Source organism: Flagellimonas flava (genome assembly GCF_900129665.1).
GTDB classification, from domain to species: domain Bacteria; phylum Bacteroidota; class Bacteroidia; order Flavobacteriales; family Flavobacteriaceae; genus Flagellimonas; species Flagellimonas flava.
Map to the genome: position 1 here is coordinate 1,083,108 of NZ_FQWL01000001.1, position 25,829 is coordinate 1,108,936.

Below are 25,829 nucleotides of genomic sequence, written 5' to 3' on the forward strand. Positions count from 1 at the left end.
GCCTATGATGTGGTATTTAGCTTATTCGAAAAATGTTTCTTCAATTTCTTGATCTTAGGGTCTATGATGACTTGGCAATACGGCTGAGCGGAATTATCATTGTAGTAATTCTGATGCTCAATCTCCGCAAGATAAAAAGGTTTTTGTTCCGAAACCGCAGTAACAATAGGTTTCCCGAAAATATTTTCGTTCTCCAAAAGAGCAATGAATTCCTCTGCCTTCTGTTTTTGTCCTTCCGTGGTATAGAAAATCTCACTGCGGTACTGGGTACCCACGTCATTACCTTGTCGATTTAATGTTGTGGGATCGTGCGTGGCAAAGAACACTTCCAAAAGTTCTTCGTATGCAATTTTTGTAGGATCAAATGTAATTCGAATCCCTTCGGCATGACCCGTACGACCCGTACAAATCTCTCGATATGCAGGGTTCTTAATATCACCTCCAGTATATCCTGAAGCTACTTCTTCCACCCCATTCAGACGTTGAAAGACTGCTTCGGTGCACCAAAAACAACCTCCAGCAAAGATTGCGGTTTCAAGTTTTGTGTTATTTTGTTTATCCATTATTTCGTAAAGTTAAACAAAGTTGGCGTTCTTTGCTCAAACATCCAACTAATTTTCATTATTCAGTCGTTCCGATATCAAAAAACTTTTATTTAAAACTACAATTTTTGTCTGCTCATCAGTTATCGTTACTTTCACCCTCGCAAGTGGCGCAAACATGATAAAAGCAAGCAATATTCAAAAATCCTTTGGGGATCTTAAGGTTCTTAAAGGTGTGAATCTTGATATTTCAAAAGGTGAGGTCGTTTCCATTGTTGGGGCTTCCGGAGCGGGAAAAACAACACTGTTACAAATCCTTGGTACACTTGATGTGGCTTCCAATAAAACGGATAGTTCGCTGGAAATCAATGGGGTCAATATCAATCAACTGAATGATAGGCAACTGGCCAAATTCCGGAATGAACATATCGGTTTTATCTTCCAGTTCCATCAACTGCTTCCTGAGTTTACGGCCCTGGAAAATGTTTGCATCCCGGCATTTATCAAAAAGACTCCAAAAGTTGAAGCCGAAAAAAGGGCAATGGAACTCTTAAACTTTTTGGGGTTGTCAGAACGTGCCCATCATAAACCCAGTGAGCTTTCGGGAGGGGAACAGCAGCGTGTTGCGGTGGCTCGGTCCCTTATCAACAATCCATCTGTTATCTTGGCAGACGAGCCCAGTGGTAATCTGGATTCGGAAAGCGCAGATAATCTGCACCAACTGTTTTTTAAGCTTCGTGACGAGTTTGGGCAGACTTTTGTATTGGTCACCCATAATCTGGAACTGGCCAACATGGCGGATAGAAAATTAACCATGGTGGATGGTTTAATCGTGACATCCTAAGATGACCCAAAAGGAACTGAAGGAATTTTTGGATGCCAAGGTCCAGCAATACAATCATCCAAGCTTTTTGGAACAGGACCCCATTCAAATCCCACACCAATTTTCTAAAAAAGAAGATATCGAAATCAGTGGTTTTTTAACGGCAACCATCGCCTGGGGGAATCGAAAAAGTATCATCAACAACGCTACGAAGCTGATGACACTTTTGGAACATTCTCCCCATGATTTTGTTTTGAACCACTCTGCCAAGGACCTTGATGCGCTGGCCCCATTTGTACATCGAACTTTTAATGGTGATGATTTGAAATATTTCGTGTTGTCACTAAAAAATATCTATCAACATCACAATGGTCTTGAAGGTGTGTTTGCAAAATACCAGGAATCCAAGAGCATGCAATATGCCATTACAAAGCTGAAGCAGGTTTTCTTTGAACTTCCACATCTAAGTCGTTCACAAAAACATGTCTCTGACCCAAGCAAGGGCTCTGCCGCCAAACGAATCAATATGTTCCTAAGATGGATGGTCCGTGACAACAGCACTGGGGTGGACTTTGGTATTTGGAACACGCTTAGTCCCAACCAGCTGTCCTGTCCTTTGGATATACACTCGGGCAATGTGGCCCGAAAACTTAAGCTTCTAAAACGTAAACAGAACGATGCCAAAGCCCTACTGGAATTAGACACCAGTTTGCGGAATTTGGATGCCACAGACCCAGTTAAATATGACTTCGCCCTATTTGGATTGGGAGTTTTTGAAAAGTTCTAGTAATGTTTCCAGCAGCTTTACGCCTAAGCTGTTGAGCCTTATATTTACAATTGCAAAACCAAATACCACACCATGAACATCAATGATAATTCCGGAATTACAAATTATGTTGCGAAAGCCGATCGGTACGAGCAAATGAAATACCGAAGATGCGGAAAAAGTGGGTTGCTGCTTCCTATGATTTCCCTGGGGCTATGGCATAATTTTGGGCACACCGATGATTTTAACAACGGCAGGCAATTATTGCGCACAGCCTTTGATTTTGGTATTACCCATTTTGATCTGGCCAATAACTACGGACCTCCTTATGGTGCCGCAGAGGATAACTTTGGTCGTATTTTTCAGAAAGATTTTGTTCCATATCGTGATGAGCTTATCATTTCCACTAAAGCGGGATGGGATATGTGGCCAGGCCCATATGGAAACTACGGGTCAAGAAAATATTTGATTGCAAGTCTGGACCAAAGCTTAAAACGAATGGGGCTTGACTATGTGGATATCTTTTATCATCACAGACCTGACCCAGAAACTCCACTTGAAGAAACCATGGGAGCATTGCATCACATTGTACAGCAAGGAAAGGCCCTTTACGTGGGAATTTCCCAATATAACGCCGAAGATACTGCCAGGGCTCAAGAAATTCTCCAAGACTTGGGGACGCCATTGCTCATCCATCAGCCTAGATATAATATGTTCGATCGTTGGGTGGAAAACGGATTGTTGGATGTTCTCCGTCAAAAAGGAGTTGGAGCCATTGCATTTTCTCCCTTGGAACAAGGTATTCTGACCAATAAATATCTAAAAGGTCTACCTGAGGATTCAAGAGCTGTAAAGGATGCACGCTACTTAAATGCAGACCATATTACTCCTGAAGTTTTGGACAAGGTTGCCAAATTGAATGCCATTGCTTCTTCCAGGGAGCAAAGTTTGGCGCAAATGGCGCTTGCATGGGTACTACGGGATGAGACGATAACAACGGTTCTGGTCGGAGTTAGCAAGAAACAGCAATTGCTTGATAATATTGAAGCGCTAAAAAACACTAAATTTTCTTCGGATGAACTGAAGCAAATTGGGCAGATCTTAGGTTAAAACCATGGCAAGGGTTTAGCATTTTTTCAGTCGCCAAATCCAAAACTGGGTTTGAAGTCCAGTGGCATACGTTTTCCGCCCTCGGCAATGGAATTATAGATGGCCTCAACAATGATCATATCACGTTTTCCCATATCCCCTGGAGCACGGTTAGGGGCATCAAAAAGAATATGTTTTGCAAAATCATCCATCTGTAGTTTTTGTTGACTTTCCTGAAGAAAATCAAGTGGTCCATTTGAGGTTCTACCGGCCAATGGAATATAGGTGCTTGCAGGGTCCAGTTCAAACCAGCCGTTATCGCACGAAGCAAAAAGGCGATTCGCCCTAATGTTATGTGAGGTCATGATATTGCCAACAGCACCACTTTCAAATTCGAATTGGGCGGTGATGGTTTCGTCGGTTTCCTTAAAATACTCGGGTGCAGTACTGTACTCCTGGGCTGTCACAGAAATTGGGTTTTCCCCTGTTCCATAAATGATGCTCTGAATCGCATACACGCCCATGTTCATCAAAGCTCCTCCGCCAGAAAGTTTTTTGTCCAATCGCCACTGATTTGGATTAGATCTTGAGCGATACCCTGCGTCGGCGGTGATATAGTGAACATTCCCAAACGTCTTTTCCTTCACAAAACGCTTGACCTCCTGCGTGTAGGGTTCCGAGTGTAATCGGTATCCCATGCCCAATTTCACTCCGGCATCATTGCACGCCTTAATAATGGCATCGCATTCATCCACGTTCATGGCCATGGGCTTTTCGCATATCACATGCTTTCCTGCTTTGGCCGCCCGAATAGAAAACTCGGCATGCATGCTATTGGGAAGCACCACATAAACAATATCTATATCCTTGTTATCCGAAATAGAATCAAAATTCTTGTAGTTATAAATATTCGTTGTAGGAATCTTATAACGTTTGGCCCATATCTGTTCCTTCTCTGGAGTTCCGGTTACAATACCTGCCAGATAACAATGTTCCGTATCCATCAAAGCAGGAGCCAATTGATAGGTACTATAGCTCCCCAATCCTACCAATGCGATGCCCAGTTTTTTCTGTTGATTTCCTTTTGGAAGGGCATGAAGCATTGGCGAAGCACTGAGCATTGCTGCCCCTGTTAGACCATGGGCTATTTTTTGGTTGAATTTTCTTCGGGTTATGGATTTCATACGTGCGGTTTTTATTCCCTTAAAGTTACTACTTATGGTACTTAAAGAAATGTTAGATCTTTTGTTTACGCATCCTTTCGGATATAGAAATCCGACCAAAATCCCTACATTTAGAATCTGACTAATTCAACATAAAATGAAGCATTTTTATCTTTCCCTTTGCGCATTAACTTGTGCCTTATCGGTAATGTCCCAAGACCGTAAACTACCCGTTGACACCACGGTAACAACGCAACACAGCGTGACCATAAATGGTACGAACATCAGCTATACCGCAACCACCGGTACCCAACCTGTCTGGGATGAAATGGGAAAGCCAGTCGCCTCGTTACACTATACTTATTATACAAGAAACAACGTTAGGGACAGGGCGTCTCGACCTTTGCTTATTTCCTTTAATGGGGGACCAGGTTCCGGTTCTGTTTGGATGCACTTGGCATATACCGGACCAAGGGTGCTCAAAATTGATGATGAAGGATATCCTGTCCAACCATATGGGGTAAAGCAAAATCCATTCTCCGTATTGGACGTTACTGATATTGTCTATGTGAACCCCGCAAACACAGGGTACTCGCGCACCATTCCAGAAATGGGAGATGAGGTGGACCGTGACAAATTCTTCGGCATCAATGCTGATGTCACCTATTTGGCAGAATGGCTAAACACTTTCGTTACAAGAAACAACCGTTGGCGCTCACCAAAATATATTATAGGAGAAAGTTATGGAGGGACCAGGGTTATGGGTTTGAGCCTTGCACTGCAAAACCAACAATGGATGTATCTCAATGGTGTAATTATGGTTTCACCAGCAGATTATAGGGTCATTCGAGTTGGCGGGCCGGTTTCCAGCGCCTTGAACCTTCCGTATTATACTGCAGCCGCCTGGCATCACAAAATGCTTCCTTCAGAATTACAGTCAAAAGACCTTCTCGAAGTGCTGCCCGAAGCCGAAAATTATACCGTCAACACTTTGATTCCTGCGATTGCCAAAGGTGGGTTTATTTCCGATGCTGAACGATCTTCCGTCGCAAAGAAAATGGCTCATTATTCCGGTTTAAAGGAAAAAGACATCCTGGACCATAATCTAGATGTCCCAACACAGTTTTTCTGGAAGAACCTTCGTAAAGAAAATGGCGGATATAACGTGGGGCGATTGGATAGTAGATACTTGGGCATTGACCGTCAACTCTTTGGGGGTAGCCCGGATTATTCCGCGGAACTTACCTCATGGTTACACAGCTTCACTCCGGCGATTAACTATTACCTTCAGGAGGAACTTAAGTTTAAGACCGACATCAAGTACAATATGTTCGGTCCTGTCCACCCTTGGAACAATGAAGATGATAATACCCGTGACAATCTCAGACAGGCAATGGCACAGAATCCATATCTTAATGTTCTGGTACAATCGGGTTATTATGATGGTGCCACCACCTATTTCAATGCTAAATACACTATGTGGCAAGTGGACCCAAGTGGCCGTATGAAAGACCGCTTTGAGTTTAAAGGGTATCGCTCCGGACATATGATGTATTTGCGGCGTGAGGACCTGAAAAAAGCGAACGATGATTTACGGGCGTTTATCCTAAAGACTGCATCCAACGGAAAAAGTGCTAAATATTGATATATGAAAAAAATTAGTTTCCTATTAGGGCTTGGCCTATTCCTCATTGCGCAAGGACTCAAGGCACAAACTGTTCCTTCCAAAGAATGGCAAATCAAGACCGCTTTAATGGCAGTTCCTGCAGATTATAAAGACGGTGCCAAGGTCTACGGATATGATGCAACCGGAAATTTCGTAACCCTACAAGAGGGCAACAATGATTATATTGCCTTGGCTCACGACCCTAAGAAAGAAAAGTTTTCAACCGCGGCCTATCACAAGGATTTGGACGCTTTTATGGCCAGAGGAAGGGAGCTTAAAGCTCAGGGGAAGTCATTTCAGGAAATTTTTGATATCCGGGAATCGGAAGTAAAGTCCGGAAAGTTGAAAATGCCAGACAAATCTACCTTATGTGTTTTTACTGGTGAAGTGGATGCGGAAACAAGTGAAATTAACAATCCCTACGTCCGCTATGTTTTTTACATTCCATATGCCACTGGAGAATCTACAGGTCTTCCCACTACTCCAACGCCTCCGGGCCATGCTTGGATTATGGACCCCGGGACGCATAGGGCACATATCATGATTACGCCTCCCAAACAGTAAGGCTGTGGCCATGAAGGAAATTGATTTCAAAAGTTCACATCGAAAAAAGCATTTCGACTTTTTTAATGGGATGAACCATCCGCATTTCAATATTACCGCAAATGTGGACATCACCGCGTTTCTTTCTTCAATAAAAACAAGTGGGGCTCCCCTAACCTTAAGTTTGGTACATGTACTTTCCCAGGAGGCCAATGCAATCAAAGAATTCAAATGGCGAATTCGAAATGGAAAGGTGGTGGAGCATGATTTTGTTCATCCATCGTTTACCGTTCCCACCGATGAAACCGATGTTTTTAGTTTTTGTACCGTTCCCTTTAGTACGAGTGCGGTTGATTTTATGAGGGATGCGGAGGAAACCATTGAGCGCATGAGGACCCACCCATCCATTGAAGATGAACACGGTCGGGATGACTATCTCTTTATGTCCGCAATTCCATGGGTGAGCTTCACCAGTATTCAACATGCCATGAGTTATCATCCACATGATTCGGTTCCGCGCATAAGTTGGGGGAAATTCTTCGAGCAAAATGATAAGATGATGATGCCATTGGCAGTGCAGGCGCATCATGCCTTGGTGGATGGGAGACATATGGGAATGTATTTTCAAAATGTGGAAAAAGCTTTGGGAAAATAAGAACCAGGTTGCAGTTCCCTACACTTTGATACAATTCAAAAACAAAATTGATTACTTTTAGAAAACACCTTCAATCATGCTAAGAACCAGAACTTTATTCCTTATTTTGTTATCCTTCCTTTCTTTTTTTAACAATGCCAAAGCCCAGGATTGGGCCAATCTTGGTAAATACCAGGATGCAAATTTACAGCTCATGAAGTCGGCCTCCGATGATGCCCGGGTTGTTTTCATGGGAAATTCCATTACCGAAGGATGGTCGGTTGCCAATCCAGGTTTTTTTAAAAATCCTTCTTTTATTAATAGAGGAATAAGTGGACAGACCACCCCGCAAATGCTACTGCGGTTTAGACAAGACGTCATTGACCTAAATCCCAAAGTGGTATTGATACTTGCTGGAACCAACGATATTGCCGGAAACACTGGCCCAATGACCTTGGAACAAATAAGGGACAACATCAAATCCATGGTGGAGTTGGCAGAAGTGAACGGTATTTGTCCAATTGTTTGTGCTGTGCTGCCCGCCTTTGATTATCCTTGGAAGCCTGGACAATCTCCCAACATAAAAATTCCAAAACTAAACGAGATGCTTCGTGAATTGGCGGAACAAAAAGGGCTTAACTACCTTGACTATTTTGGCGCAATGGCCGATGAACGAAACGGTCTTCCCAAAGCATTGGCAGAGGATGGCGTCCACCCCACTAAGGAAGGATATGAGATTATGAATACCCTTGCCCTGGAAGCAATTCAAAAAGCATTAAAAAAATAAGGATGAAAAAAGTAAGCTCATTGCTGATTTACTTAACCGGGATGGTCGCATGTGCCCAGGTTAACACCAAAGTGGAACCCGCTTTGAACGTACTACAGGAATTTGACAAAGTGAGGGATTTTAGCATGACCCAGGAGGGCACAGAGGCTTACTTTACCATTCAATCGCAACACGAGGAGGTCTCTGTAATTTCCGTGTCCTTGAAAAAGGATGGGGACTGGCAGAAACCTGAAATAGCTTCTTTTTCAGGAAAATACAAAGACATTGAGCCATTCCTGTCGCCTGATGGACTTCGACTTTATTTTGTCTCCAACCGTCCACTTGATGAAGAAGGGGAAACTAAAGACTTTGATATTTGGTATGTGGATAGGGCCGATAAGAATGCTAAATGGTCAGAGCCCATTAATCTTGGGGCACCTGTGAATACGGAATACAACGAGTTCTATCCTGCGGTTGCAACAAATGGAAATCTATATTATACATGTGATGGGCCTGAAGCCATGGGTAAGGATGACATTTTCTTCAGCGCTTTTGAAAATGGTTCCTATTCCAAACCTGTAGCCTTGGGTGAGGCTGTAAACTCAGAAGGTTTTGAGTACAACGCTTATATCTCTAGGGGTGATACCTTTCTAATTTTTGGCGGATATAATCGTGAAGATGGATTGGGAAGTGGGGATATGTACATCAGTTTTAAGGACACAGATGGAAATTGGTCAAAGGCAGCACCTCTGCCCCAACCTCTCAATTCGAGGTTTATGGATTACTGCCCCTTTGTTGATGAAACCAACGGGGTATTTTACTTTACCAGCAGAAGAAGCACCAACCCAGGAGGTAGACTTCAAGATATGGCCACTTTAAAATCATATTTGGATTCCTATCAAAATGGTGGAAGCAGACTTTATAAGGTAAATTACAAGGTGAGCCTGCCCCAATAACCATTAGAATCTTACCAGTATTACAATTTTTTGCTCCAAATAGATGGCTATTCATTCCATTCGTACAATTTCATTCGCGGTATTTTTCTAAAATCCCCACTTTAGCACGTTTTTTCCTTCATAGAATAACTAATTGATTTACAAGGTTTTCAAATGTACTTGGACAAAATCATCATTTTGTATCTTTATCAGGTAACCCCCTTATATGGAATTAATAGGTAATAAGGAATCCACCACAACTGTAGCCGTTCTACCGTTTCAGATGTTAGGTGAAGTGGATGGTTTGAGTCCCATTATTTTGGGATTCACTGAAGATCTTATTGTCAATTTTTCGAAGTTTATAGGCCTCTCCGTAATCTCACAATATTCCTCTCTGGGCATTACCAATTCTTCGGATGCGACAGCAATCTCCCAGTTAGGAACGGACTATATCATCACTGGTAGCTTTAGACCATTGGAAAAGGACCACTTTAGAATTGGAATAAAGCTGGTAAGAACGAGGGATAACCGAATCATTTTTGCGGGGAATCATGATGAGAGTTTGGAAACCATGTTGAATACCCAAAATACGGTTACCGAGCAAGTTGTAAATATCCTGCAGCAGCAAATCAATCATGACCTACTTTCCTATTCCTACCGCAAGGAATCTGTTGATCTGGCGGCTTATGAAAATTGGCTTCTCGGGATGAACTTGTTGAAAAAAGGTACTATTGAAAGTGATTTACAGGCCAGGGAGCGGTTTGAGGCCGCGCTAAGAATTGATCCACAGTTCGCCAGAGCGTATACCGGGATTTCGCTTTCCTATTTCAATGAGTGGAGCTGTCAGTTGTGGGATCGATGGGATGTAAGTCAAAAAGGGGCCCATGAATATGCCCTTAAAGCCATTGAACTGGACGAAAACGACTACGTTTCCTTGGCGGTTCTCGGAAGAACTTTTCTCTACTCGGGTGATTATGATAAATCGGAATATTTTATTCGGAAGTCCTTGAAAATGAACCCCAATGACGCGGACAATCTTATTCTCATTGCTTTTACCATGGTGTTTTTGGGATTGACCAAGGAAGCAGAAGTTCTTTTTAAAAAGGCACGGGACCTGAATCCCCTTCATCCAGATATTTATTTTCCCCACGCTTCTTTCATCTATTTTGAGTTGGGCGATTTTGAAAAGTCCATATCCTATGCCGAAAAGGTTACCGATAGCTCCGTTTGGACAGATTTTGCGGCCTACGTAGCTGCAGCTTACTATCACCTTTCAGAGTTTGACAAAATGAAGACCTATTGGGATAAGTATATGGCACTCTTCAAAAAAAACATCAACCACGGCAGACCCACTACCCAAAAACAGGCCTTGGACTGGCAAATCATGGTAAACCCATACAAGGGAAAAACCAATCTAGAACCTTTTTGGGATCATTTGGGGCGTCCAGAACGTCGAGAACAGTCCACCAATGAAACAGGTTCATTATCTGATAGTCAACTTCATGGTGATTTCGTGTTAAACGGAGAGCTTTGGGAGATGAAATATGCCAAAGAATCTGTAGTGGTCAAAGACTGTAAGGGGTTTCATGATATTGTGAAGCTTTTGCGACAGCCAGAAAAGCAGCTGCACTGTACAGAACTTATGGGTACGGTTCTGGATAGTGATGGTGCGGCAATTATAGATAATCAAGCGTTAAAGGACTATAGACAAAAAATTGTGTCACTTCAGGCATCGATTGCCGATGCCGAGGAAATGGGATCGGTATCCGAAGTTGAAGAATTAAGGGAGGAATACGAAACCTTGCTCGAACATTTATCGCAAGTGACCGGGATGGCCAATAAAATCAGAAAGACCGGTTCCTCGCTGGAAAAAGCAAGGTCCGCAGTTACCTGGCGCATACGAAGTGCCATAAAACGTCTAGAAAAAGTGCATCCCACACTGGCCAAGCACCTGTCAAATTCCATAAAAACAGGAACCTTCTGCAGCTATGTTCCAGAGCGAAGTCATCAGTGGAACACTTAAACTTACAGACTCTCCTCACATTGTAAGGCAAAAACTTTTGCCTTTAAGAGTGTAACAACAAGATCAAATAATTAAAAAAGAACAAATGGAATCTATTTTACAGAATCTACCGAATCCTTGGGAAGTATTGGTAGATCCTATCTCGCTAATTGTATTGGGAATGTACGGAGTTTTAATGCTATGGGAAGGGTTGTTCCCAGCTAGACCCCTCCCCAAAATGAAAAATTGGAAACTAAGGGGATTGACCTCTTTCGCGGTTTTCTTTTACCTCTCGACCTATTTCCCATTGATTTGGGACACTTATTTGATAGAGTATCAGATTTTTGACCTAACATCACTAGGCGCTGGTTGGGGAGCTTTCGTAGGCGTCATGATTTACGAATTTGCATTGTATGTGTGGCACAGAAGCATGCATAAAAATGATAAGCTATGGAAAGTATTCCATCAAATGCACCACAGTGCAGAACGCATGGACAGTTATGGGGCCTTTTATTTTAGTCCCATGGACATGATCGGTTTTACACTTTTGGGAAGTCTGTGTTTGGTGGTGGTAGCCGGTTTCACTCCTGAGGCAACTACCCTATTTATATTGATCACAACCTTTTTAGGAATTTTTCAACATAGCAACATCAAAACACCGGCATGGTTGGGCTATATTATTCAAAGACCCGAAGCGCATACAGTGCATCATGCAAAAGGAGTACATGCCTTCAACTATTCTGATATCCCGCTTTTTGACATCATTTTTGGAACTTTTAAAAACCCAAAGAGCTATGAACATGAGACTGGTTTTTATCATGGTGCCTCAGCTAAAATTTGGGATATGATCACCTTTAAGGATGTCAATAAGAAAAAAACAGCATAACCATCAAAAGTTCCCCTTATGCCTTGTTATACACCGCTTTGGAAACATATAAAACCGTTGAAAAGTCATCATCAACTTTCGGACCAAGAGTTTGAAACCCAATTTTCGAGGGGGGATTTCCCCCCTTCTTTATTTACCCACGAGGCCCATTTAAGACTGGCTTGGATCTATTTAAAGAAGTACCAACTGCTTGATGCATGTGATAAGGTTTGTGCGGATATTTCCAATTTTGATGGTATCCATGGGAATGGCACTAAATTCAACAAGACCCTAACAGTGGCTTCTGTGAAGGTGGTGCATCATTTTATGCTCAAAACCAAATCCCCGGATTTTAAGCACTTCCTTGTAACACATCCTAGATTAGAGGTAGCCTTTAAAGAACTCCTTGAACAACACTATAGTTACAAGGTTTTTTCAAATAAAATGGCCAAGACGACCTACATTGAACCCGACCTACTTCCTTTTGATTAAGAATGGCATAACCAGGGATTTTACTTTCTTTGTGCATGTCCAACACCAAAGTGAGCATTTTAATTCCTTTCAAGGACACGGAACTCTATTTACCCGAATGTCTGGATTCCGTACTTGCCCAAACCCATAACGATTGGGAAGTAATTGCTATCGACGATGGTTCATCAGATAACAGCCCGGCCCTCATGCAACACTACGCTGCAAAGGACGAAAGAATCCAACCATACAAAAATCGTGGTCAAGGTATTATCCCAGCACTGCAAATGGCTTATACCAAAGCTGCCGGCAACTTTGTAACCCGTATGGATTCTGATGATATTATGGTTCCAGAACGATTGGAGTGGATGCTAAATGCGCTACATTCCCATGGAAAAGGACATGTTGCAGTTGGGCAGGTCAGATACTTTTCACATCGTGGAATCAGCAATGGGTATGAACGCTATGAAACCTGGCTCAATAGTTTAACAGCAGAAGGCAAGAATTACGATGAAATTTATAAAGAATGTGTAATTCCTTCTCCATGTTGGATGGTGCACCGAACGGATTTCGATATCTCGAATGCTTTCAATCCAAATCGCTATCCAGAGGACTATGATCTTACTTTTCGGTTTTATGCAAATGGGCTGAAGGTAATTCCATGCGACAAGGTGCTACATCATTGGAGGGACTACGATACCAGAACCTCTCGTACCCACGAGCATTATGCGCAAAATTACTTTCTGGATATCAAACTCCATTATTTTTTGAAGCTCGATTACCGACCCAAAAGACCCTTAGTGGTTTGGGGAGCCGGTTATAAAGGGAAAACCATCGCCAAACGTTTGCTCGAGATGCAGATTAATTTCGTTTGGTTATGCGACAATCCTCTAAAAATTGGAAAGAAAATTTATGGCAAGGAACTAGTTCATTTTAAAACACTTAAAAACTTGAACCATCCTCAAAGTATTGTGACCGTTGCCAACGAAGCAGCACAAAGGGATATCAAACATTTCTTTTCAAAAGTAAAACAGGTGCCGATGCATGATTATTTTTTCTTCTGCTAATTTATATACCGCTGTATTCAGACAAACACTGGACATTCAACAACTTGGTTTCTTCCAATTCAAATTACCAAATCCTTAACAGCATAGTTTCCACCTTAACCCCTATATTTGCCTAATCAAAGTTGGGAATGCAGTTTAAACATCCGGAAATCCTTTGGGCCCTCTTACTTCTCTTAATCCCCATCTTCATTCATCTTTTTCAGCTTCGAAGGTTTAAGAAAACTCCTTTTACCAATGTTGCCATGTTGCAACAAGTGGTATCCGAATCAAGAAAGAGCAACAACTTAAAAAAGTGGTTCCTGCTTGTAACCCGAATGCTACTTCTTACCGCTTTAGTCATTGCTTTTGCCCAACCTTTTAGTGCTTCTGAAACGGCTTTAAAGGAAAAGGAAACCATTATTTATCTGGATAATTCCTTTAGCATGCAAGCGAGACATAATGGTCTGAGCCTATTGGAAAAATCAGTGCAGGACCTATTAAAAAATCTTGGTGAAGATGATGTTTTTACCCTATTCACCAATGAGGAAACCTTCAGACAGGTGCGGTTAATGGATATTCAGAATAGGCTCTTGTCCCTGACCTATTCCCATGAGCAAATGGAGCTTGATGCTATAGCCCTGAAGGCGAATAGTTTATTTTCAGATGATGGAAACACAGCCAAACATCTTGTGCTCATTTCGGATTTTCAACAAACCTTGGGCACGCCAATTCAAAATAATGCCGAAACACAATTTCATTATGTACCGGTACGGCCGAGGGAAAACGGTAACATTTCTCTTGATTCTCTGTATGTAGAGGACCTTTTTTCGGATCAGTCCAAACTAACGGTACTGCTATCAGGTGGTGAAAGGGATGAAAGTATTCCAGTTTCCCTGTATAACGGAGAGCAGTTAATTGCAAAAAGTTCCGCCACCTTTGAAAATAATGGAAAAGCTTCTTTGGTGTTGTCCATTCCCGCCCAAGAAACATTAAAAGGTCGTGTAGAAATACAAGAGAATGGGTTGGATTATGACAACCGTTTCTTCTTTAATATTGATGAACCTGAAAGGATTCAGGTTCTTACCATAACGGATTCCGATGCCAATTATCTTAGAAAGCTATATACACCCGATGAATTCGAATTGAACATTTTTGAACTTGATCAGTTGGATTATAGCGTATTGGACAGACAAAATGTTGTCGTTTTAAATCAATTGAAGACCATTCCCAATGGGCTGCAACAGGTCTTACGAACCTTTAGGGCCAATGGTGGAACCATAATCTTTATTCCGGCCTCGGGGGTAGACCCAAGCTCCTACAATACATTTTTATCTACTTACTTCGGTACCCAATTCAAGCAGTCACAAACTATTGGAAAGAAGATAACGGACATCACTTTTGATCATCCGTTGTATGAAAACGTTTTTGAGAAGCGGGTATATAATTTTCAATACCCACAGGTGAATACCTATTACGAAGTGCTAACCAATGCCCCAAGAATTCTTTCCATGGAGGGAGACACTCCTTTTTTATCGGGAATAGATGGTTTTTATTTTTTCACAGCTCCGTTGGAGTTGGAAAACACCAATTTCAAAAGTTCTCCATTGATCGTCCCCACCTTTTATAATATGGCAGCCTTCAGTTTAAAGATGCCCGATATCTATCATACATTGGGCAAACCTGTGGCAGTGGATTTAAGCTTGGATATGGGGAACGATGCAGTTCTGAATGTGGCTCAAGAGGGGTATGAGTTTATTCCAAGGCAACAGACCTATGCCAACAAAGTACAACTGACATTTGACGAAAACCCAATAAAAGACGGAATATATACCATCAAAAAAGAGCTGGATTCGTTGAGCAATATCAGTTTTAACTATCCAAGAAAGGAAAGCGACTTAAGCTATACCAACCTAGAAAATTTTGAAGAAGTTTCCCTTCAAGAATCCGTTTCTGGCCTTTTTGATTATCTGAAAGCAGAAAATACCATTACCGCTTATTGGAAATGGTTTGTTATTTTAGCACTGCTTCTGGCGCTATTGGAAGTAATCATACAAAAAGTTATTAGATGAACATACTGCTGAAATCTGCTAAAATAGTATGTCCGGAGGATAAAAACCTCCATTTAAAAAAACGAGACATTCTCATTAAAAAAGGTGTCATTGAAAGGATTTCAGCTTCCATCGCCCCCCTCTCCAACGTGAGGGAATTGACTTTTAAAAATTTGCATGTGTCTCTTGGGTGGTTTGACAGTAGCGTGAGCTTTGGCGAGCCTGGTTTTGAAGAACGTGAAACCATTAAAAATGGACTTGCTGTAGCTGCGAGAAGTGGCTTTTCGGATATCGTTCTCAATTCCAACACACGTCCGGTTCCGGACACAAGTTCAGACATCGTTTTTTTGAAGGAAAGAAGTAACGGTTCTGTGACACGTTCATACCCGATGGGAAGTTTGACCATGGCCTCTGAGGGAAAGGATTTGGCGGAGCTCTTCGATATGCATAATTCAGGTGCTGTTGCCTTTTACGATTTTAAACAATCCATTTCCAACCCCAATCTGCTGAAAATCGCGCTGCTCTATGCACAAAACTTTGATGGATTGGTCATGTCATTTCCACAAGATTCACAGATCAAGGGAAAAGGTATTGTCAATGAAGGGGAAGTCTCAACATCACTTGGTCTAAAGGGAATCCCAAGTTTAGCAGAGGAACTGCAGATCGCGCGTGACCTTTTTATCTTGGAATATACCGGAGGAAAGTTGCACATTCCAACAATTTCCACTGCTAATTCCGTCAAGCTGATATCCGCGGCTAAAAAGAAAGGATTGGATGTGAGTTGCAGTGTGGCCATACACAACGTATTGTTTACCGATGATACCTTGAACGAATTTGATACCAACTTCAAAGTGTCCCCGCCGTTAAGAACAAAAGTGGATTGCAAGGCCCTTATTAAGGGGTTGAAAGATGGGACCATAGATTTTGTGACTTCTGACCACATGCCCATGGATATTGAGGAAAAAAAGGTGGAATTTGACAATGCAGCTTATGGTACCATTGGTTTGGAATCTTCCTTTGGGGCATTAAATACTCTACTGGACACTGAGGAAACCATTGCATTGCTCACTAAGGGAAGGGAACGTTTTGGAGTTCCCGCTCCAAGTTTAAAAGAAGGGGAAATGGCTTGTTTAACACTATTTGAGCCTAGTTCGGAATGGACATTTCAGAAAGATGATAGTGCATCTACCTCTAAAAATAATATGTTCCAAGGTCAAAACTTAAAGGGAAAAGTTCTTGGACTGATCAACAATAATCAAATCACACTTTAGCATTTTGAGCAATTCCAAACCGGGAAGAACCGCAGCCATCTTAGGTTATTGTACCATTCTAGGCTGTTTTATTGCCATCACCATGAATATGGAACCCAAAAATGCCTTCGCGCGGCTTCATATTAGACAGGCCTTTGGGATACACCTCATTTACCACGCTTTAGCAACCTATTTCAATCTGACCAACATGGAAGTCTTGCCCATTTGGTCCATCCTTTGGGTGATATATCTATTTGGGGTCTGCTATGGCCTTTTTTATGCCATTAAAAATAGGGAACAGTTGCTGCCTTGGCTTGGAGCCAATTTTCAAAAATGGTTTACCTTTATTCCTTAAACAAATCCCATGTCCCCCACCCCGCTATCTTTGGAGTACCTACTCAGACCATCATCAAATATTTCTGGTAAAGTACCTGTCATTTTTATGTTCCATGGGTATGGAAGCAATGAGGAGGACCTTTTTTCCTTTGCCTCAGAACTGCCCAGCGAGCTTTTGGTAATTTCCGTACGAGCACCCTATGATCTAGATCCATTTGGGCATGCCTGGTATGCCATAAACTTTGATGCCGAATATGGCAAATGGAGTGATGACGAACAAGCCCAGATAAGTCGGGAGAAGATTGTTGCCTTTATTGAGGAGGCCTGTGATACCTATAATTTAGATCGGGAAAACATCACCTTACTGGGATTCAGTCAGGGTACCATTCTTAGTTATAGCGTTGCCCTTTCCTATCCGGAAAAGATAAAAAATGTTGTGGCGCTAAGCGGTTACATTAATGAAAACATTCTTACCGAAGGTTATACTGACAAGGATCACTCCCACTTGGGCATTTATGCCTCCCACGGCCAAGTAGATCAAGTAATACCAGTTGAATGGGCACAAAAAACACCCGATTTCCTTAACAGGCTAAACATCGAACACACCTATCAGGAGTTTCCCATTGGTCATGGGGTCAGCCAACAAAACTTTTATGCGTTCAGGGATTGGTTGGTAAAGCGACTTTAATTGCTGCGGGCATAAAGTAAATGGTCCATCAAAGTAAAATCTACAGCTAGATCATCTTTTAGTTCATACTTGATCACCAAATCTCCCCAATATTTACCATCTGAAAAATCGGCCAACAACCATTTATGGTTGAGCACTTTGATTTTGTTGATCTTAAAATCGCCCTCCATACCATCATAAGGCACCAAGGGGTTGTTTCCCTTTTGCTCATTGGTTTCCAAAAGTTTATCCTCAATATAGCGCACAGGATTTTCCAAGTTCAAATGATCGTAATAGGCCAGAGCGTCGTCATTATTTTCCAATGAAAAATACTGCATGTCCAAAATTCGTAATTGCGATTGCTGAAGGGAATCTTCAAGCGCCATTATTTCCGTTTTCATTCTGTTAATATCTGACTGAAAACTCTTTTGAAGATTATTGGTGCTCACAAATTGGTACAGCGCTATCAAAGCGGCAAACACAAACAGGTAAAGGAATATTTTGTTCTTCATATCACTTAAATCGTCAATTGTAAATTATCGTAGGCCAAATGTACGTTCTCTGGTAGTTTTTTTTCAACCTCGGCATGAAATCCCAGTAAATGGCTAATGTGGGTAAAATAGGTCTGCTCCGCTCCCACTCTTTTAGCGAACGCCAAAGCTTCTTCCAAGTTAAAATGGGAATGGTGCGCCTCTTCTCTCAATGCATTGACCACCAACACTTTGGCTTTGTTTATTTTTTTGATTTCACTTTCCTCAACACGTTTTACATCGGTCAGATATACAAAATCTCCGAAACGATATCCAAAAATGGTCAATCTGTTGTGAAGTACTTCGATGGGAATTACCTCCATATCACCAAGTAAGATGGGTTGATCTTTGGTTACTACGTTTACCTTAACCGCTGGAGCACCAGGATATCTGTTCGTGTCGGCAAAAATATAATCGAATCTTTTTTTGAGCGATTCCACAACCCGCTCCTGGGCGTAAATTGGAATATCTCCCTGGCGGAAGAAGAATGGCCGGATATCATCAATTCCCGCAGTATGGTCGGCGTGTTCATGCGTAAAGAGGATACCGTCGATGCTGCGGATTTGGTTAGTAAGCATTTGCTGTCTAAAATCGGGTCCGCAATCAATGACATAATTGTAGGTCTTCCAGGAAATTAATACGGATACACGAAGCCTTTTATCCTTGGGATCCGAACTCAGGCAGACCGGATGATCACTTCCTATAATGGGAATTCCTTGCGAGGTTCCCGTACCCAAAAAAGTAATGGTCATCCTATCATCCATTAAATCCAAAATTATAACTTATTTATTTAATAGATTTGAGGAAGAGTGTAACTTTGTTTTTATCTAAAATATCGGTTATGTCCACTGAATCCCGCAACCAAAACGCCTTTGAGAACATTCCATCGATCAAGGCAAAAACCCTAAGAATCAATTTGAACCCTAATATCTACGGCACCTTTGCCGAGATTGGCGCAGGACAAGAAACAGCCCGACAGTTTTTTAGGGCAGGTGGAGCTTCAGGTACCATAGCTAAGGCAATGAGTGCCTACGACAAAGCTTTCAGTGATGCCATTTATGGAGTGGAAAATGATGGTAGGTACGTGACACAGCCCAGACTCAAAAGAATGCTGGCCCATGAAATGCGTTTGGTGGAAGAACGTATCAGTAGGGAAAACAATCCAGATTATTTGTTCTTTTCCTTTGCCAATACGGTTGCAACCATTGATTTTTCAAAACGTTATAAGGGGCATGGTTGGATTGGAATACGATTCCAGCTCGATCCCAAGCAGAAAGAATATGATGAAATTGTCTTGCATATTCGATTCAAACAAAATGAGGCCAGATTGCAGCAGGAGACCTTAGGAACTTTAGGGGTAAATCTTATTTACGGTGCATTTTTTAAATACGATAAACCAAAAAAGCTGCTGAAATATCTATATGATCATATTGATAGGGATACTATCGAAATTGACATGGTGAATTTCACCGGTCCCCACTTTAAAGATGTGGATAACCGCTTGATGAGCTTACAACTTATCAGAAATGGAATGACCGATGCAGTTATGTTTGGCCCTGATGGGAACAATCTGCTCCCTGCGGCAGTGCTTTACAAGAAGAACATTTTAGCCCTTAGGGGAAGTTTTAGACCTGTGACCAAGGTTAATATGGACATGTTCCAGAAATCCTATGATATTTTTATTCGGGAACAAACTGTAGAATACGAAAACACCATTGTGGTATTTGAAATTACCCTTTCCAATTTAAAAGCCTCCGGTGAGATAGATGAACAAGATTTCATGGATAGGGCGGAATTGCTGTGTTCTTTAGGCCACACTGTACTGATTTCCAACTTTAAGGAGTACTACAAACTGGTAGAATACTTCAACAATTACACCAAGTCCAAGATTGGATTGACCATGGGGGTAAATAATTTAGTCGACGTTTTTGACGAAAGATATTACCGCGATCTAAGTGGTGGTATTTTGGAAGCCTTTGGAAAATTGTTCTTTAAAGATTTGAAGGTTTACCTCTATCCCATGAAGGATTCGTCTACTGGGCAGATTATGACTAGCAACAACGTAAAGGTGCATCCAAGAATGAAGGAGCTTTATAAGTTCTTCAAATACAATGGCAAGGTGATGGATATCATCGACTATGATCCCGATATTATGGATATCTTCTCCCGAGAAGTGCTAAGGCGCATTACCAGTGGTGAAGATGGTTGGGAAGAAATGTTGCCTGAAGGTATTGCTGAAATGATCAAAGAGAAAAAGCTCTTCACAAAAAAAGCCCTTCCCGCGAAGGAAGAGGCTTAATTGAATTGCGCATGAATTAGCTATTGTTCCAGAATCTGGGCTGCGTGTTCCTTGGCCTTGACCTTGTCGATTACCTTTTCAACTATTCCATTTTCGTCTATGAGGAAGGTAACTCGGTGAATGCCATCAAATTCACGTCCCATAAATTTTTTTGGTCCCCATACCCCGAAGGTTTCTATAACGGTATGTTCGGTATCTGCCAACAACGGATAGGGAAAGTCAAATTTGTTTCTAAAATTGGTCTGTTTCCGCTCAGAATCTTCACTGACACCCAAAATGTGGTATCCTTTTTCCTGTAATTCGCCATAATGGTCCCTTAAATTACATGCCTCAACGGTACAGGTAGGTGTGTTTGCCCTTGGATAGAAAAAGACCACTAACTTTTTCCCGTTGTAATCACTGAGATTAATTGTGTTCCCATCTTGGTCCTTTGCTGAAAATTCAGGTACTTTATCTCCTACTTTTAATGTGTTCATATGAATCTGACTTTAAATCAATTGTTTAATTTATTATCTTCAAAGTTAAACAAAAAATGACAAAACAAGAGAAGGTAGATTTTGCTCTTAAGACTTTGGATGAGCTGTACCCAACCATTCCAATTCCCCTGGATCATAAAGACCCGTATACTTTATTGGTTGCGGTTTTGTTGTCGGCGCAAAGCACCGATGTTAGGGTAAACCAGATTACACCCATTCTCTTCGCAAAGGCGGATAACCCTTATGCAATGGTAAAACTTAGTGTGGAGGAAATCAGGGAAATCATTCGCCCTGTTGGACTTTCGCCCATGAAATCCAAAGGTATTCATGGACTGTCCCAGATTTTGATTGAAAAATATAATGGAGAGGTTCCCAGAAATATAGAATTACTGGAGGAGCTTCCTGCCGTAGGACACAAAACAGCAAGTGTGGTGGTATCCCAAGCCTTTGGAATTCCAGCCTTTCCGGTTGACACGCATATCCACAGATTAATGTACCGTTGGGGGTTCAGTAATGGAAAAAATGTCGTCCAAACGGAACGCGATGCCAAGCGACTCTTCGCAGAAGAAGTCTGGAACAAACTTCATTTACAGATTATTTGGTACGGACGGGAATACTCCCCTGCCCGCGGTTGGGATTTGGAAAAAGACATTATTACGCGGACCATAGGAAGGAAAACGGTGCTAAACGAGTATTATAAAACCAAAAAGAGCCGCTAATAGCGGCTCTTTTTACGTTTTTTTTGAAGTCCTAGTTTAAAGTAACTTCAAATTTGTGTTTTTTGTAATCAACCACTTGGATTGATTTGGAATAGCTTAGCAAGAAATCCACTGTTTCTCGTCTAGCTTTTACCGTTTTAACGGTTTCTTGTTCTTCAGAGTAAATGTTTTCCATATTCTAGCATTAATGTTACAATTAGATAACGGCGCTAGAATTGAAATATTGTCGTGGTCGATGGAATGCAGATTAATTCGTTAAAACGATATTATTGCGTTCCACTATCTTTCTAAGGTTAATCAGGGCATATCGCATTCTGCCAAGTGCTGTATTGATGCTCACACCTGTATTTTCAGATATCTCTTTAAAGCTCATATCCTTATAGATACGCATGATCAATACTTCTTTCTGATCTTCGGGGAGTTCCTCAATAAGTAAGGTAAGATCACTATCTATCTGGTTCTTGATAATCTGTTTTTCAGCGTTGAGCTTATCATCTTTGATGACTGAAAAGATGTTAAAGTCGTCGCTGCCCTCAAACTTGGGCATTCTTTTGTTCTTCCTGAAATGGTCGATGATCAAGTTATGCGCAATACGCATCACCCAAGGTAAAAACTTACCTTCTTCACTGTACGAACCTCTTTTGAGGGTCTTAATAACCTTAATAAAGGTGTCCTGAAAGATGTCTTCTGCGACATCCCGGTCCATAACTTTAGAATAAATAAAACTGGATATTCTTTGGTTGTGCCTGTTGATTAGGGTCTCAAGGGCTTTCTCGTCTCCGGAAATGTAACTCTTAACTAATATTGAGTCATCAATCTGTAGTTCCATACAAATTACTTTTTTGGTTATAATCACCAGCCTTTCCCTTCGTTGGGAAGACTTAGAGTTATTAGCTTAATTTTAAAAAAGTAATTATTTCTGTATAGGCCTATCAGCGTTTTAATTACATACCAAATATAGAAAAACGGTATGCCTGCGAAAAAACAATGTTGTGATTTGGGCTTTTTCCGATGTTAACTGATACAATATACGTATAAAGTGTGGTGTACCGTATCTTTGAATCTCAAATTTTAACATATGACCTCGGTTGAACATATAGATGCCAAGAAAAACATCATCATAAAAGGTGCCAAACTCCACAACCTTAAGAACATAGATGTCGTTATTCCACGAAATAAACTCGTCGTCATCACTGGATTGTCGGGTTCTGGCAAGTCCAGCCTTGCTTTTGACACCTTATATGCCGAAGGTCAAAGGCGCTATGTGGAGAGCCTTTCTTCCTATGCCCGTCAGTTTTTAGGCAAGTTGGACAAACCCAAAGTGGATTATATTAAAGGTATAGCTCCAGCAATAGCCATTGAGCAAAAAGTTAATTCCACCAACCCACGATCAACGGTAGGTACCACCACGGAGATATACGATTATCTAAAACTGTTGTTTGCGCGAATCGGGAAAACCATATCTCCAATATCAGGTCAAGAGGTCAAAAAGAATACGGTGACCGACGTCATCGAACATATCAAGTCTTTGCAGGAAGGAACCAAGTTGCTCCTATTGGCTCCAATACAAATCAAAGAAGATAAGGAACCATTAAAATCTTTGGAGCTTTTTTCCAAACAGGGGTATGCCAGGATAAAATATGGTGGGGAGGTACTGCGAATAGATCAAGCTCCTGAAGATATCGGACGTGAATTTGACCTTGTTGTGGATCGCGTAATTGTAAAGGAGGATGAAGATTTCTATAACCGATTGGCCAACGCTGTGGACAATGCCTACTTTGAAGGTAAAGGTCAGTGTATTATAGAAAACCTGGAAAGTGGCGAGATCAAGGTGTTCAGCAATCAATTTGAGTTGGATGGAATGAAATTCTTGGAGCCCAATGTGCATTTGTTCAGCTTCAACAACCCTTATGGTGCCTGTCCAAAATGCGAAGGGTACGGTGATGTAATAGGAATAGATGCTGATTTGGTTATTCCCAACACTGCACTTTCCATTTATGAAAATGCCGTTTTTCCCTGGCGTGGAGAAAGTATGTCTTGGTATCGGGATCAATTGGTCAACTCGGCCTACACCTTCGACTTTCCAATTCACAAACCATGGTTTGAACTTACAGAAGAGCAACAGCAATTGGTTTGGGACGGCAATGAGCATTTCACCGGCCTTCATCAATTTTTCCAAATGCTGGAAGAAAAAAGCTATAAAATCCAAAATCGGGTCATGCTATCCAGGTATCGGGGAAAAACAAAGTGCAGCGTTTGCAAAGGCAAGCGTTTGCGGAAGGAGGCCAATTATGTAAAGGTTGGTGGCTATTCTATTTCCGACCTTATTGAACGGCCCATAAAAAAACTAGTTCCGTTTTTTGAAGAATTACAACTATCAGAACATGACAAGACCATTGCACAACGCCTCCTAAAGGAAATTACTACACGTCTTGACTTTCTGAGCAAGGTAGGACTGAGCTATCTTACGCTAAATCGAAAATCGAATACCTTATCTGGAGGGGAAAGTCAACGTATTAATCTAGCCACATCATTGGGAAGTAGTTTGGTAGGCTCCATGTACATTTTGGATGAACCCAGTATTGGTCTTCACCCAAAAGATACCGAAAATTTGATTGAGGTGCTGGAATCCCTTAGGGACCTAGGCAATACGGTAATTGTGGTGGAACATGATGAGGACATTATGAAAGCGGCGGATGAGGTCATAGATATTGGTCCAGAAGCTGGGACACTCGGTGGGGAGGTTGTTGCAACAGGTACCATGGAGCATATCCTAAAAGCCAATTCCCTAACAGCCGATTATCTGAATGGTACAAAGGCGATTGAGGTTCCGTCGGAAAGAAAAAATTCCAAGAGCCATATCCACATTATCGGGGCCAGGGAAAACAATCTTAAGAATATTGATGTCACTGTCCCGTTGAACATGCTTACGGTGGTCACCGGGGTTTCCGGGAGTGGCAAAAGCACCTTGGTAAAGAAGATATTGTATCCGGCATTATTAAAGGAAGTTGGCGGTTACGGGGAAAAAGCCGGGCAGTTTACCAAAATTGAAGGCAAATATGCACATATAAAACATGTAGAATTCGTAGATCAAAATCCCATTGGAAGGTCTTCCCGTTCCAATCCGGTAACCTATATAAAAGCCTATGATGATATCCGTAGTCTATTTGCTTCGCAGAAGTTGAGCAAACTAAGGGGGTACCAAGCAAAACACTTTTCTTTTAATGTGGATGGTGGTCGTTGCGAAAAATGCAAGGGGGAAGGTGAAATTACTGTGGAAATGCAATTCATGGCAGATGTGCATTTGGAGTGTGACGTTTGCGGGGGTAAACGTTTTAAAAAGGAGATACTTGAAGTCCAGTTTGAAGGAAAAAGTATTGATGATATGCTGAATCTCACTATTGATGAGGCCATAGACCATTTTAAAACCTATAATCAAACCAAAATTGTCTCCAAACTGCAACCGCTGCAAGATGTGGGATTGGGCTATGTCACCCTGGGCCAGTCCTCCTCTACCCTTTCGGGCGGGGAGGCACAGCGTATTAAGCTTGCTTCATTTTTGGTAAAGGGGAATACCAAAGAAAAGGCGTTGTTCATCTTTGATGAGCCCACAACGGGACTCCATTTTCATGATATTAAGAAACTGCTGAAATCCTTTGATGAGTTGATTGCCAAAGGGCATTCCGTTTTGGTGATCGAGCATAATATTGAGATGATCAAATGCGCGGACTATATTATTGACTTGGGGCCCGAAGGTGGTGAAAATGGTGGTAACTTGGTTGCCGAGGGAACACCAGAAGAACTGATTCAAAACAAGCAGTCGGTAACGGCAACCTACCTTAGGGAAAAACTCTGACTTACCATTTAAGGTTTCAATTGAAGAATCAAGAATTAAGGGTTAGGAATTAGGAGCTAGGAGCTAGGAATTTAGTTATCCGGAATACCATTTTGCATACTTTTTGTTCCGTGCGTCCTGCATTTAACATTTTCAACTCAAAATTGATTTGTGTTTATAAACCAACCCCCAACTCCATTCATCTGCTATCTGACAGCTGATATCCCACCTCTGACTTCTGACTTCTGACTTCTGCTATCTGACATCTGACTTCTGCCATCTGACTTCCGACCTCCAACCTCTGACCCCTGCCATCCAACACTTAGCGAACCAAATCCATTCCTAAAATAACCCCATCCGT

Annotated in this window: 25 protein-coding genes; 19 read left to right on the forward strand and 6 right to left on the reverse strand. The window is 41.7% G+C overall.

What is annotated here, in order from left to right; genetic code table 11:
* Positions 1-2 precede the first annotated feature (2 nt).
* Positions 3-563: a peptide-methionine (S)-S-oxide reductase MsrA gene (gene msrA / locus BUC10_RS05005; protein ID WP_073176844.1), complete on the reverse strand. Its 561-nt coding sequence runs from the start codon at positions 561-563 to the stop codon at positions 3-5.
* 157 nt (positions 564-720) lie between these two features.
* On the opposite strand from msrA, the gene BUC10_RS05010 reads away from it, so the two are divergent.
* From BUC10_RS05010 to mgrA, 3 genes are all read left to right on the forward strand, one after another.
* Positions 721-1,386 (forward strand): ABC transporter ATP-binding protein, encoded by a 666-nt coding sequence (locus tag BUC10_RS05010; protein WP_073176845.1) that lies wholly within the window; start codon positions 721-723, stop codon positions 1,384-1,386.
* 1 nt (position 1,387) lies between these two features.
* The gene (locus tag BUC10_RS05015) at positions 1,388-2,152 is read left to right on the forward strand and encodes a TIGR02757 family protein (protein ID WP_073176846.1); all 765 of its coding nucleotides are present in this window, start codon (positions 1,388-1,390) and stop codon (positions 2,150-2,152) included.
* Between the two features lie 72 nt (positions 2,153-2,224).
* A complete protein-coding gene (mgrA, locus tag BUC10_RS05020) occupies positions 2,225-3,241 on the forward strand; it encodes an L-glyceraldehyde 3-phosphate reductase (RefSeq protein ID WP_073176847.1) in 1,017 nt (338 codons plus the stop codon).
* A 26-nt stretch (positions 3,242-3,267) separates the two neighbouring features.
* Here mgrA and BUC10_RS05025 read toward each other — a convergent pair whose 3' ends face one another.
* On the reverse strand, positions 3,268-4,404 hold the full coding sequence (locus tag BUC10_RS05025; protein WP_073176848.1) for a Gfo/Idh/MocA family protein: 1,137 nt from the start codon (positions 4,402-4,404) through the stop codon (positions 3,268-3,270).
* A gap of 136 nt (positions 4,405-4,540) precedes the next feature.
* Here BUC10_RS05025 and BUC10_RS05030 point away from each other — a divergent pair, with 136 nt between their 5' ends.
* From BUC10_RS05030 to BUC10_RS05090, 13 genes are all read left to right on the forward strand, one after another.
* On the forward strand, positions 4,541-6,028 hold the full coding sequence (locus BUC10_RS05030) for a S10 family peptidase (RefSeq protein WP_073176849.1): 1,488 nt from the start codon (positions 4,541-4,543) through the stop codon (positions 6,026-6,028).
* 3 nt (positions 6,029-6,031) lie between these two features.
* Complete coding sequence (locus tag BUC10_RS05035) at positions 6,032-6,613, forward strand: hypothetical protein (RefSeq protein ID WP_073176850.1); 582 nt, start codon at positions 6,032-6,034, stop codon at positions 6,611-6,613.
* 10 nt (positions 6,614-6,623) lie between these two features.
* Complete coding sequence (locus BUC10_RS05040; RefSeq protein WP_073176851.1) at positions 6,624-7,247, forward strand: chloramphenicol acetyltransferase; 624 nt, start codon at positions 6,624-6,626, stop codon at positions 7,245-7,247.
* A gap of 76 nt (positions 7,248-7,323) precedes the next feature.
* Positions 7,324-8,013, forward strand: coding sequence for an SGNH/GDSL hydrolase family protein (locus BUC10_RS05045; protein WP_073176852.1), 690 nt, complete (start codon positions 7,324-7,326; stop codon positions 8,011-8,013).
* A gap of 2 nt (positions 8,014-8,015) precedes the next feature.
* Positions 8,016-8,948, forward strand: a complete 933-nt coding sequence (locus BUC10_RS05050; RefSeq protein WP_073176853.1) for a PD40 domain-containing protein — start codon at positions 8,016-8,018, stop codon at positions 8,946-8,948.
* 205 nt (positions 8,949-9,153) lie between these two features.
* A complete protein-coding gene (locus BUC10_RS05055; protein ID WP_073176854.1) occupies positions 9,154-10,950 on the forward strand; it encodes a tetratricopeptide repeat protein in 1,797 nt (598 codons plus the stop codon).
* Positions 10,951-11,035: 85 nt separating this feature from the next.
* On the forward strand, positions 11,036-11,815 hold the full coding sequence (locus BUC10_RS05060) for a sterol desaturase family protein (RefSeq protein ID WP_073176855.1): 780 nt from the start codon (positions 11,036-11,038) through the stop codon (positions 11,813-11,815).
* 18 nt (positions 11,816-11,833) lie between these two features.
* On the forward strand, positions 11,834-12,286 hold the full coding sequence (locus BUC10_RS05065; RefSeq protein WP_131819049.1) for a hypothetical protein: 453 nt from the start codon (positions 11,834-11,836) through the stop codon (positions 12,284-12,286).
* Between the two features lie 35 nt (positions 12,287-12,321).
* Positions 12,322-13,329, forward strand: coding sequence for a glycosyltransferase family 2 protein (locus tag BUC10_RS05070; protein ID WP_073176857.1), 1,008 nt, complete (start codon positions 12,322-12,324; stop codon positions 13,327-13,329).
* 128 nt (positions 13,330-13,457) lie between these two features.
* A complete protein-coding gene (locus BUC10_RS05075; protein ID WP_073176858.1) occupies positions 13,458-15,377 on the forward strand; it encodes a BatA domain-containing protein in 1,920 nt (639 codons plus the stop codon).
* Positions 15,374-16,627 carry a dihydroorotase gene (locus BUC10_RS05080; RefSeq protein WP_073176859.1) on the forward strand — a complete coding sequence of 418 codons (1,254 nt, stop codon included), beginning with the start codon at positions 15,374-15,376 and terminating at the stop codon, positions 16,625-16,627. The genes BUC10_RS05075 and BUC10_RS05080 overlap by 4 nt, the downstream gene beginning before the upstream one ends.
* A gap of 4 nt (positions 16,628-16,631) precedes the next feature.
* Positions 16,632-16,961, forward strand: coding sequence for a hypothetical protein (locus BUC10_RS05085; protein ID WP_073176860.1), 330 nt, complete (start codon positions 16,632-16,634; stop codon positions 16,959-16,961).
* 9 nt (positions 16,962-16,970) lie between these two features.
* Positions 16,971-17,630, forward strand: coding sequence for an alpha/beta hydrolase (locus BUC10_RS05090; RefSeq protein ID WP_073176861.1), 660 nt, complete (start codon positions 16,971-16,973; stop codon positions 17,628-17,630).
* Here BUC10_RS05090 and BUC10_RS05095 read toward each other — a convergent pair.
* Together BUC10_RS05095 and BUC10_RS05100 are read right to left on the reverse strand one after the other, a co-directional pair.
* Complete coding sequence (locus BUC10_RS05095) at positions 17,627-18,121, reverse strand: hydrolase (RefSeq protein WP_073176862.1); 495 nt, start codon at positions 18,119-18,121, stop codon at positions 17,627-17,629. The two genes, BUC10_RS05090 and BUC10_RS05095, sit on opposite strands and share 4 nt — an antisense overlap.
* 5 nt (positions 18,122-18,126) lie before the next feature.
* Positions 18,127-18,891, reverse strand: coding sequence for an MBL fold metallo-hydrolase (locus tag BUC10_RS05100; RefSeq protein ID WP_073177203.1), 765 nt, complete (start codon positions 18,889-18,891; stop codon positions 18,127-18,129).
* 89 nt (positions 18,892-18,980) lie between these two features.
* On the opposite strand from BUC10_RS05100, the gene BUC10_RS05105 reads away from it, so the two are divergent.
* Positions 18,981-20,438, forward strand: a complete 1,458-nt coding sequence (locus BUC10_RS05105) for a nucleotidyl transferase family protein (protein ID WP_073176863.1) — start codon at positions 18,981-18,983, stop codon at positions 20,436-20,438.
* Between the two features lie 20 nt (positions 20,439-20,458).
* On the opposite strand, the gene bcp is transcribed toward BUC10_RS05105, so the two are convergent.
* Complete coding sequence (gene bcp, locus BUC10_RS05110; protein WP_073176864.1) at positions 20,459-20,914, reverse strand: thioredoxin-dependent thiol peroxidase; 456 nt, start codon at positions 20,912-20,914, stop codon at positions 20,459-20,461.
* Between the two features lie 56 nt (positions 20,915-20,970).
* Between bcp and BUC10_RS05115 the strand changes: the two genes are divergently transcribed.
* Positions 20,971-21,633, forward strand: a complete 663-nt coding sequence (locus tag BUC10_RS05115) for an endonuclease III domain-containing protein (protein ID WP_073176865.1) — start codon at positions 20,971-20,973, stop codon at positions 21,631-21,633.
* A gap of 247 nt (positions 21,634-21,880) precedes the next feature.
* On the opposite strand, the gene BUC10_RS05120 is transcribed toward BUC10_RS05115, so the two are convergent.
* Positions 21,881-22,462, reverse strand: coding sequence for an RNA polymerase sigma factor (locus BUC10_RS05120; protein ID WP_073176866.1), 582 nt, complete (start codon positions 22,460-22,462; stop codon positions 21,881-21,883).
* Positions 22,463-22,711: 249 nt separating this feature from the next.
* Between BUC10_RS05120 and uvrA the strand changes: the two genes are divergently transcribed.
* Positions 22,712-25,489 carry an excinuclease ABC subunit UvrA gene (uvrA, locus tag BUC10_RS05125; RefSeq protein ID WP_073176867.1) on the forward strand — a complete coding sequence of 926 codons (2,778 nt, stop codon included), beginning with the start codon at positions 22,712-22,714 and terminating at the stop codon, positions 25,487-25,489.
* The last annotated feature ends 340 nt before the right edge of the window (positions 25,490-25,829 follow it).

Coding starts and splice junctions, on each gene's coding strand:
- BUC10_RS05105 (WP_073176863.1), top strand. CDS start 18,981: ATGTCCACTGAATCCCGCAACCAAAACGCCTTTGAGAACATTCCATCG.
- BUC10_RS05030 (WP_073176849.1), top strand. CDS start 4,541: ATGAAGCATTTTTATCTTTCCCTTTGCGCATTAACTTGTGCCTTATCG.
- BUC10_RS05075 (WP_073176858.1), top strand. CDS start 13,458: ATGCAGTTTAAACATCCGGAAATCCTTTGGGCCCTCTTACTTCTCTTA.
- BUC10_RS05120 (WP_073176866.1), bottom strand. CDS start 22,462: ATGGAACTACAGATTGATGACTCAATATTAGTTAAGAGTTACATTTCC.
- BUC10_RS05095 (WP_073176862.1), bottom strand. CDS start 18,121: ATGAAGAACAAAATATTCCTTTACCTGTTTGTGTTTGCCGCTTTGATA.
- BUC10_RS05010 (WP_073176845.1), top strand. CDS start 721: ATGATAAAAGCAAGCAATATTCAAAAATCCTTTGGGGATCTTAAGGTT.
- BUC10_RS05090 (WP_073176861.1), top strand. CDS start 16,971: ATGTCCCCCACCCCGCTATCTTTGGAGTACCTACTCAGACCATCATCA.
- BUC10_RS05065 (WP_131819049.1), top strand. CDS start 11,834: ATGCCTTGTTATACACCGCTTTGGAAACATATAAAACCGTTGAAAAGT.
- BUC10_RS05055 (WP_073176854.1), top strand. CDS start 9,154: ATGGAATTAATAGGTAATAAGGAATCCACCACAACTGTAGCCGTTCTA.
- BUC10_RS05045 (WP_073176852.1), top strand. CDS start 7,324: ATGCTAAGAACCAGAACTTTATTCCTTATTTTGTTATCCTTCCTTTCT.
- BUC10_RS05070 (WP_073176857.1), top strand. CDS start 12,322: ATGTCCAACACCAAAGTGAGCATTTTAATTCCTTTCAAGGACACGGAA.
- msrA (WP_073176844.1), bottom strand. CDS start 563: ATGGATAAACAAAATAACACAAAACTTGAAACCGCAATCTTTGCTGGA.
- uvrA (WP_073176867.1), top strand. CDS start 22,712: ATGACCTCGGTTGAACATATAGATGCCAAGAAAAACATCATCATAAAA.
- BUC10_RS05015 (WP_073176846.1), top strand. CDS start 1,388: ATGACCCAAAAGGAACTGAAGGAATTTTTGGATGCCAAGGTCCAGCAA.
- BUC10_RS05035 (WP_073176850.1), top strand. CDS start 6,032: ATGAAAAAAATTAGTTTCCTATTAGGGCTTGGCCTATTCCTCATTGCG.
- BUC10_RS05040 (WP_073176851.1), top strand. CDS start 6,624: ATGAAGGAAATTGATTTCAAAAGTTCACATCGAAAAAAGCATTTCGAC.
- BUC10_RS05025 (WP_073176848.1), bottom strand. CDS start 4,404: ATGAAATCCATAACCCGAAGAAAATTCAACCAAAAAATAGCCCATGGT.
- bcp (WP_073176864.1), bottom strand. CDS start 20,914: ATGAACACATTAAAAGTAGGAGATAAAGTACCTGAATTTTCAGCAAAG.
- mgrA (WP_073176847.1), top strand. CDS start 2,225: ATGAACATCAATGATAATTCCGGAATTACAAATTATGTTGCGAAAGCC.
- BUC10_RS05080 (WP_073176859.1), top strand. CDS start 15,374: ATGAACATACTGCTGAAATCTGCTAAAATAGTATGTCCGGAGGATAAA.
- BUC10_RS05050 (WP_073176853.1), top strand. CDS start 8,016: ATGAAAAAAGTAAGCTCATTGCTGATTTACTTAACCGGGATGGTCGCA.
- BUC10_RS05115 (WP_073176865.1), top strand. CDS start 20,971: ATGACAAAACAAGAGAAGGTAGATTTTGCTCTTAAGACTTTGGATGAG.
- BUC10_RS05060 (WP_073176855.1), top strand. CDS start 11,036: ATGGAATCTATTTTACAGAATCTACCGAATCCTTGGGAAGTATTGGTA.
- BUC10_RS05100 (WP_073177203.1), bottom strand. CDS start 18,891: ATGACCATTACTTTTTTGGGTACGGGAACCTCGCAAGGAATTCCCATT.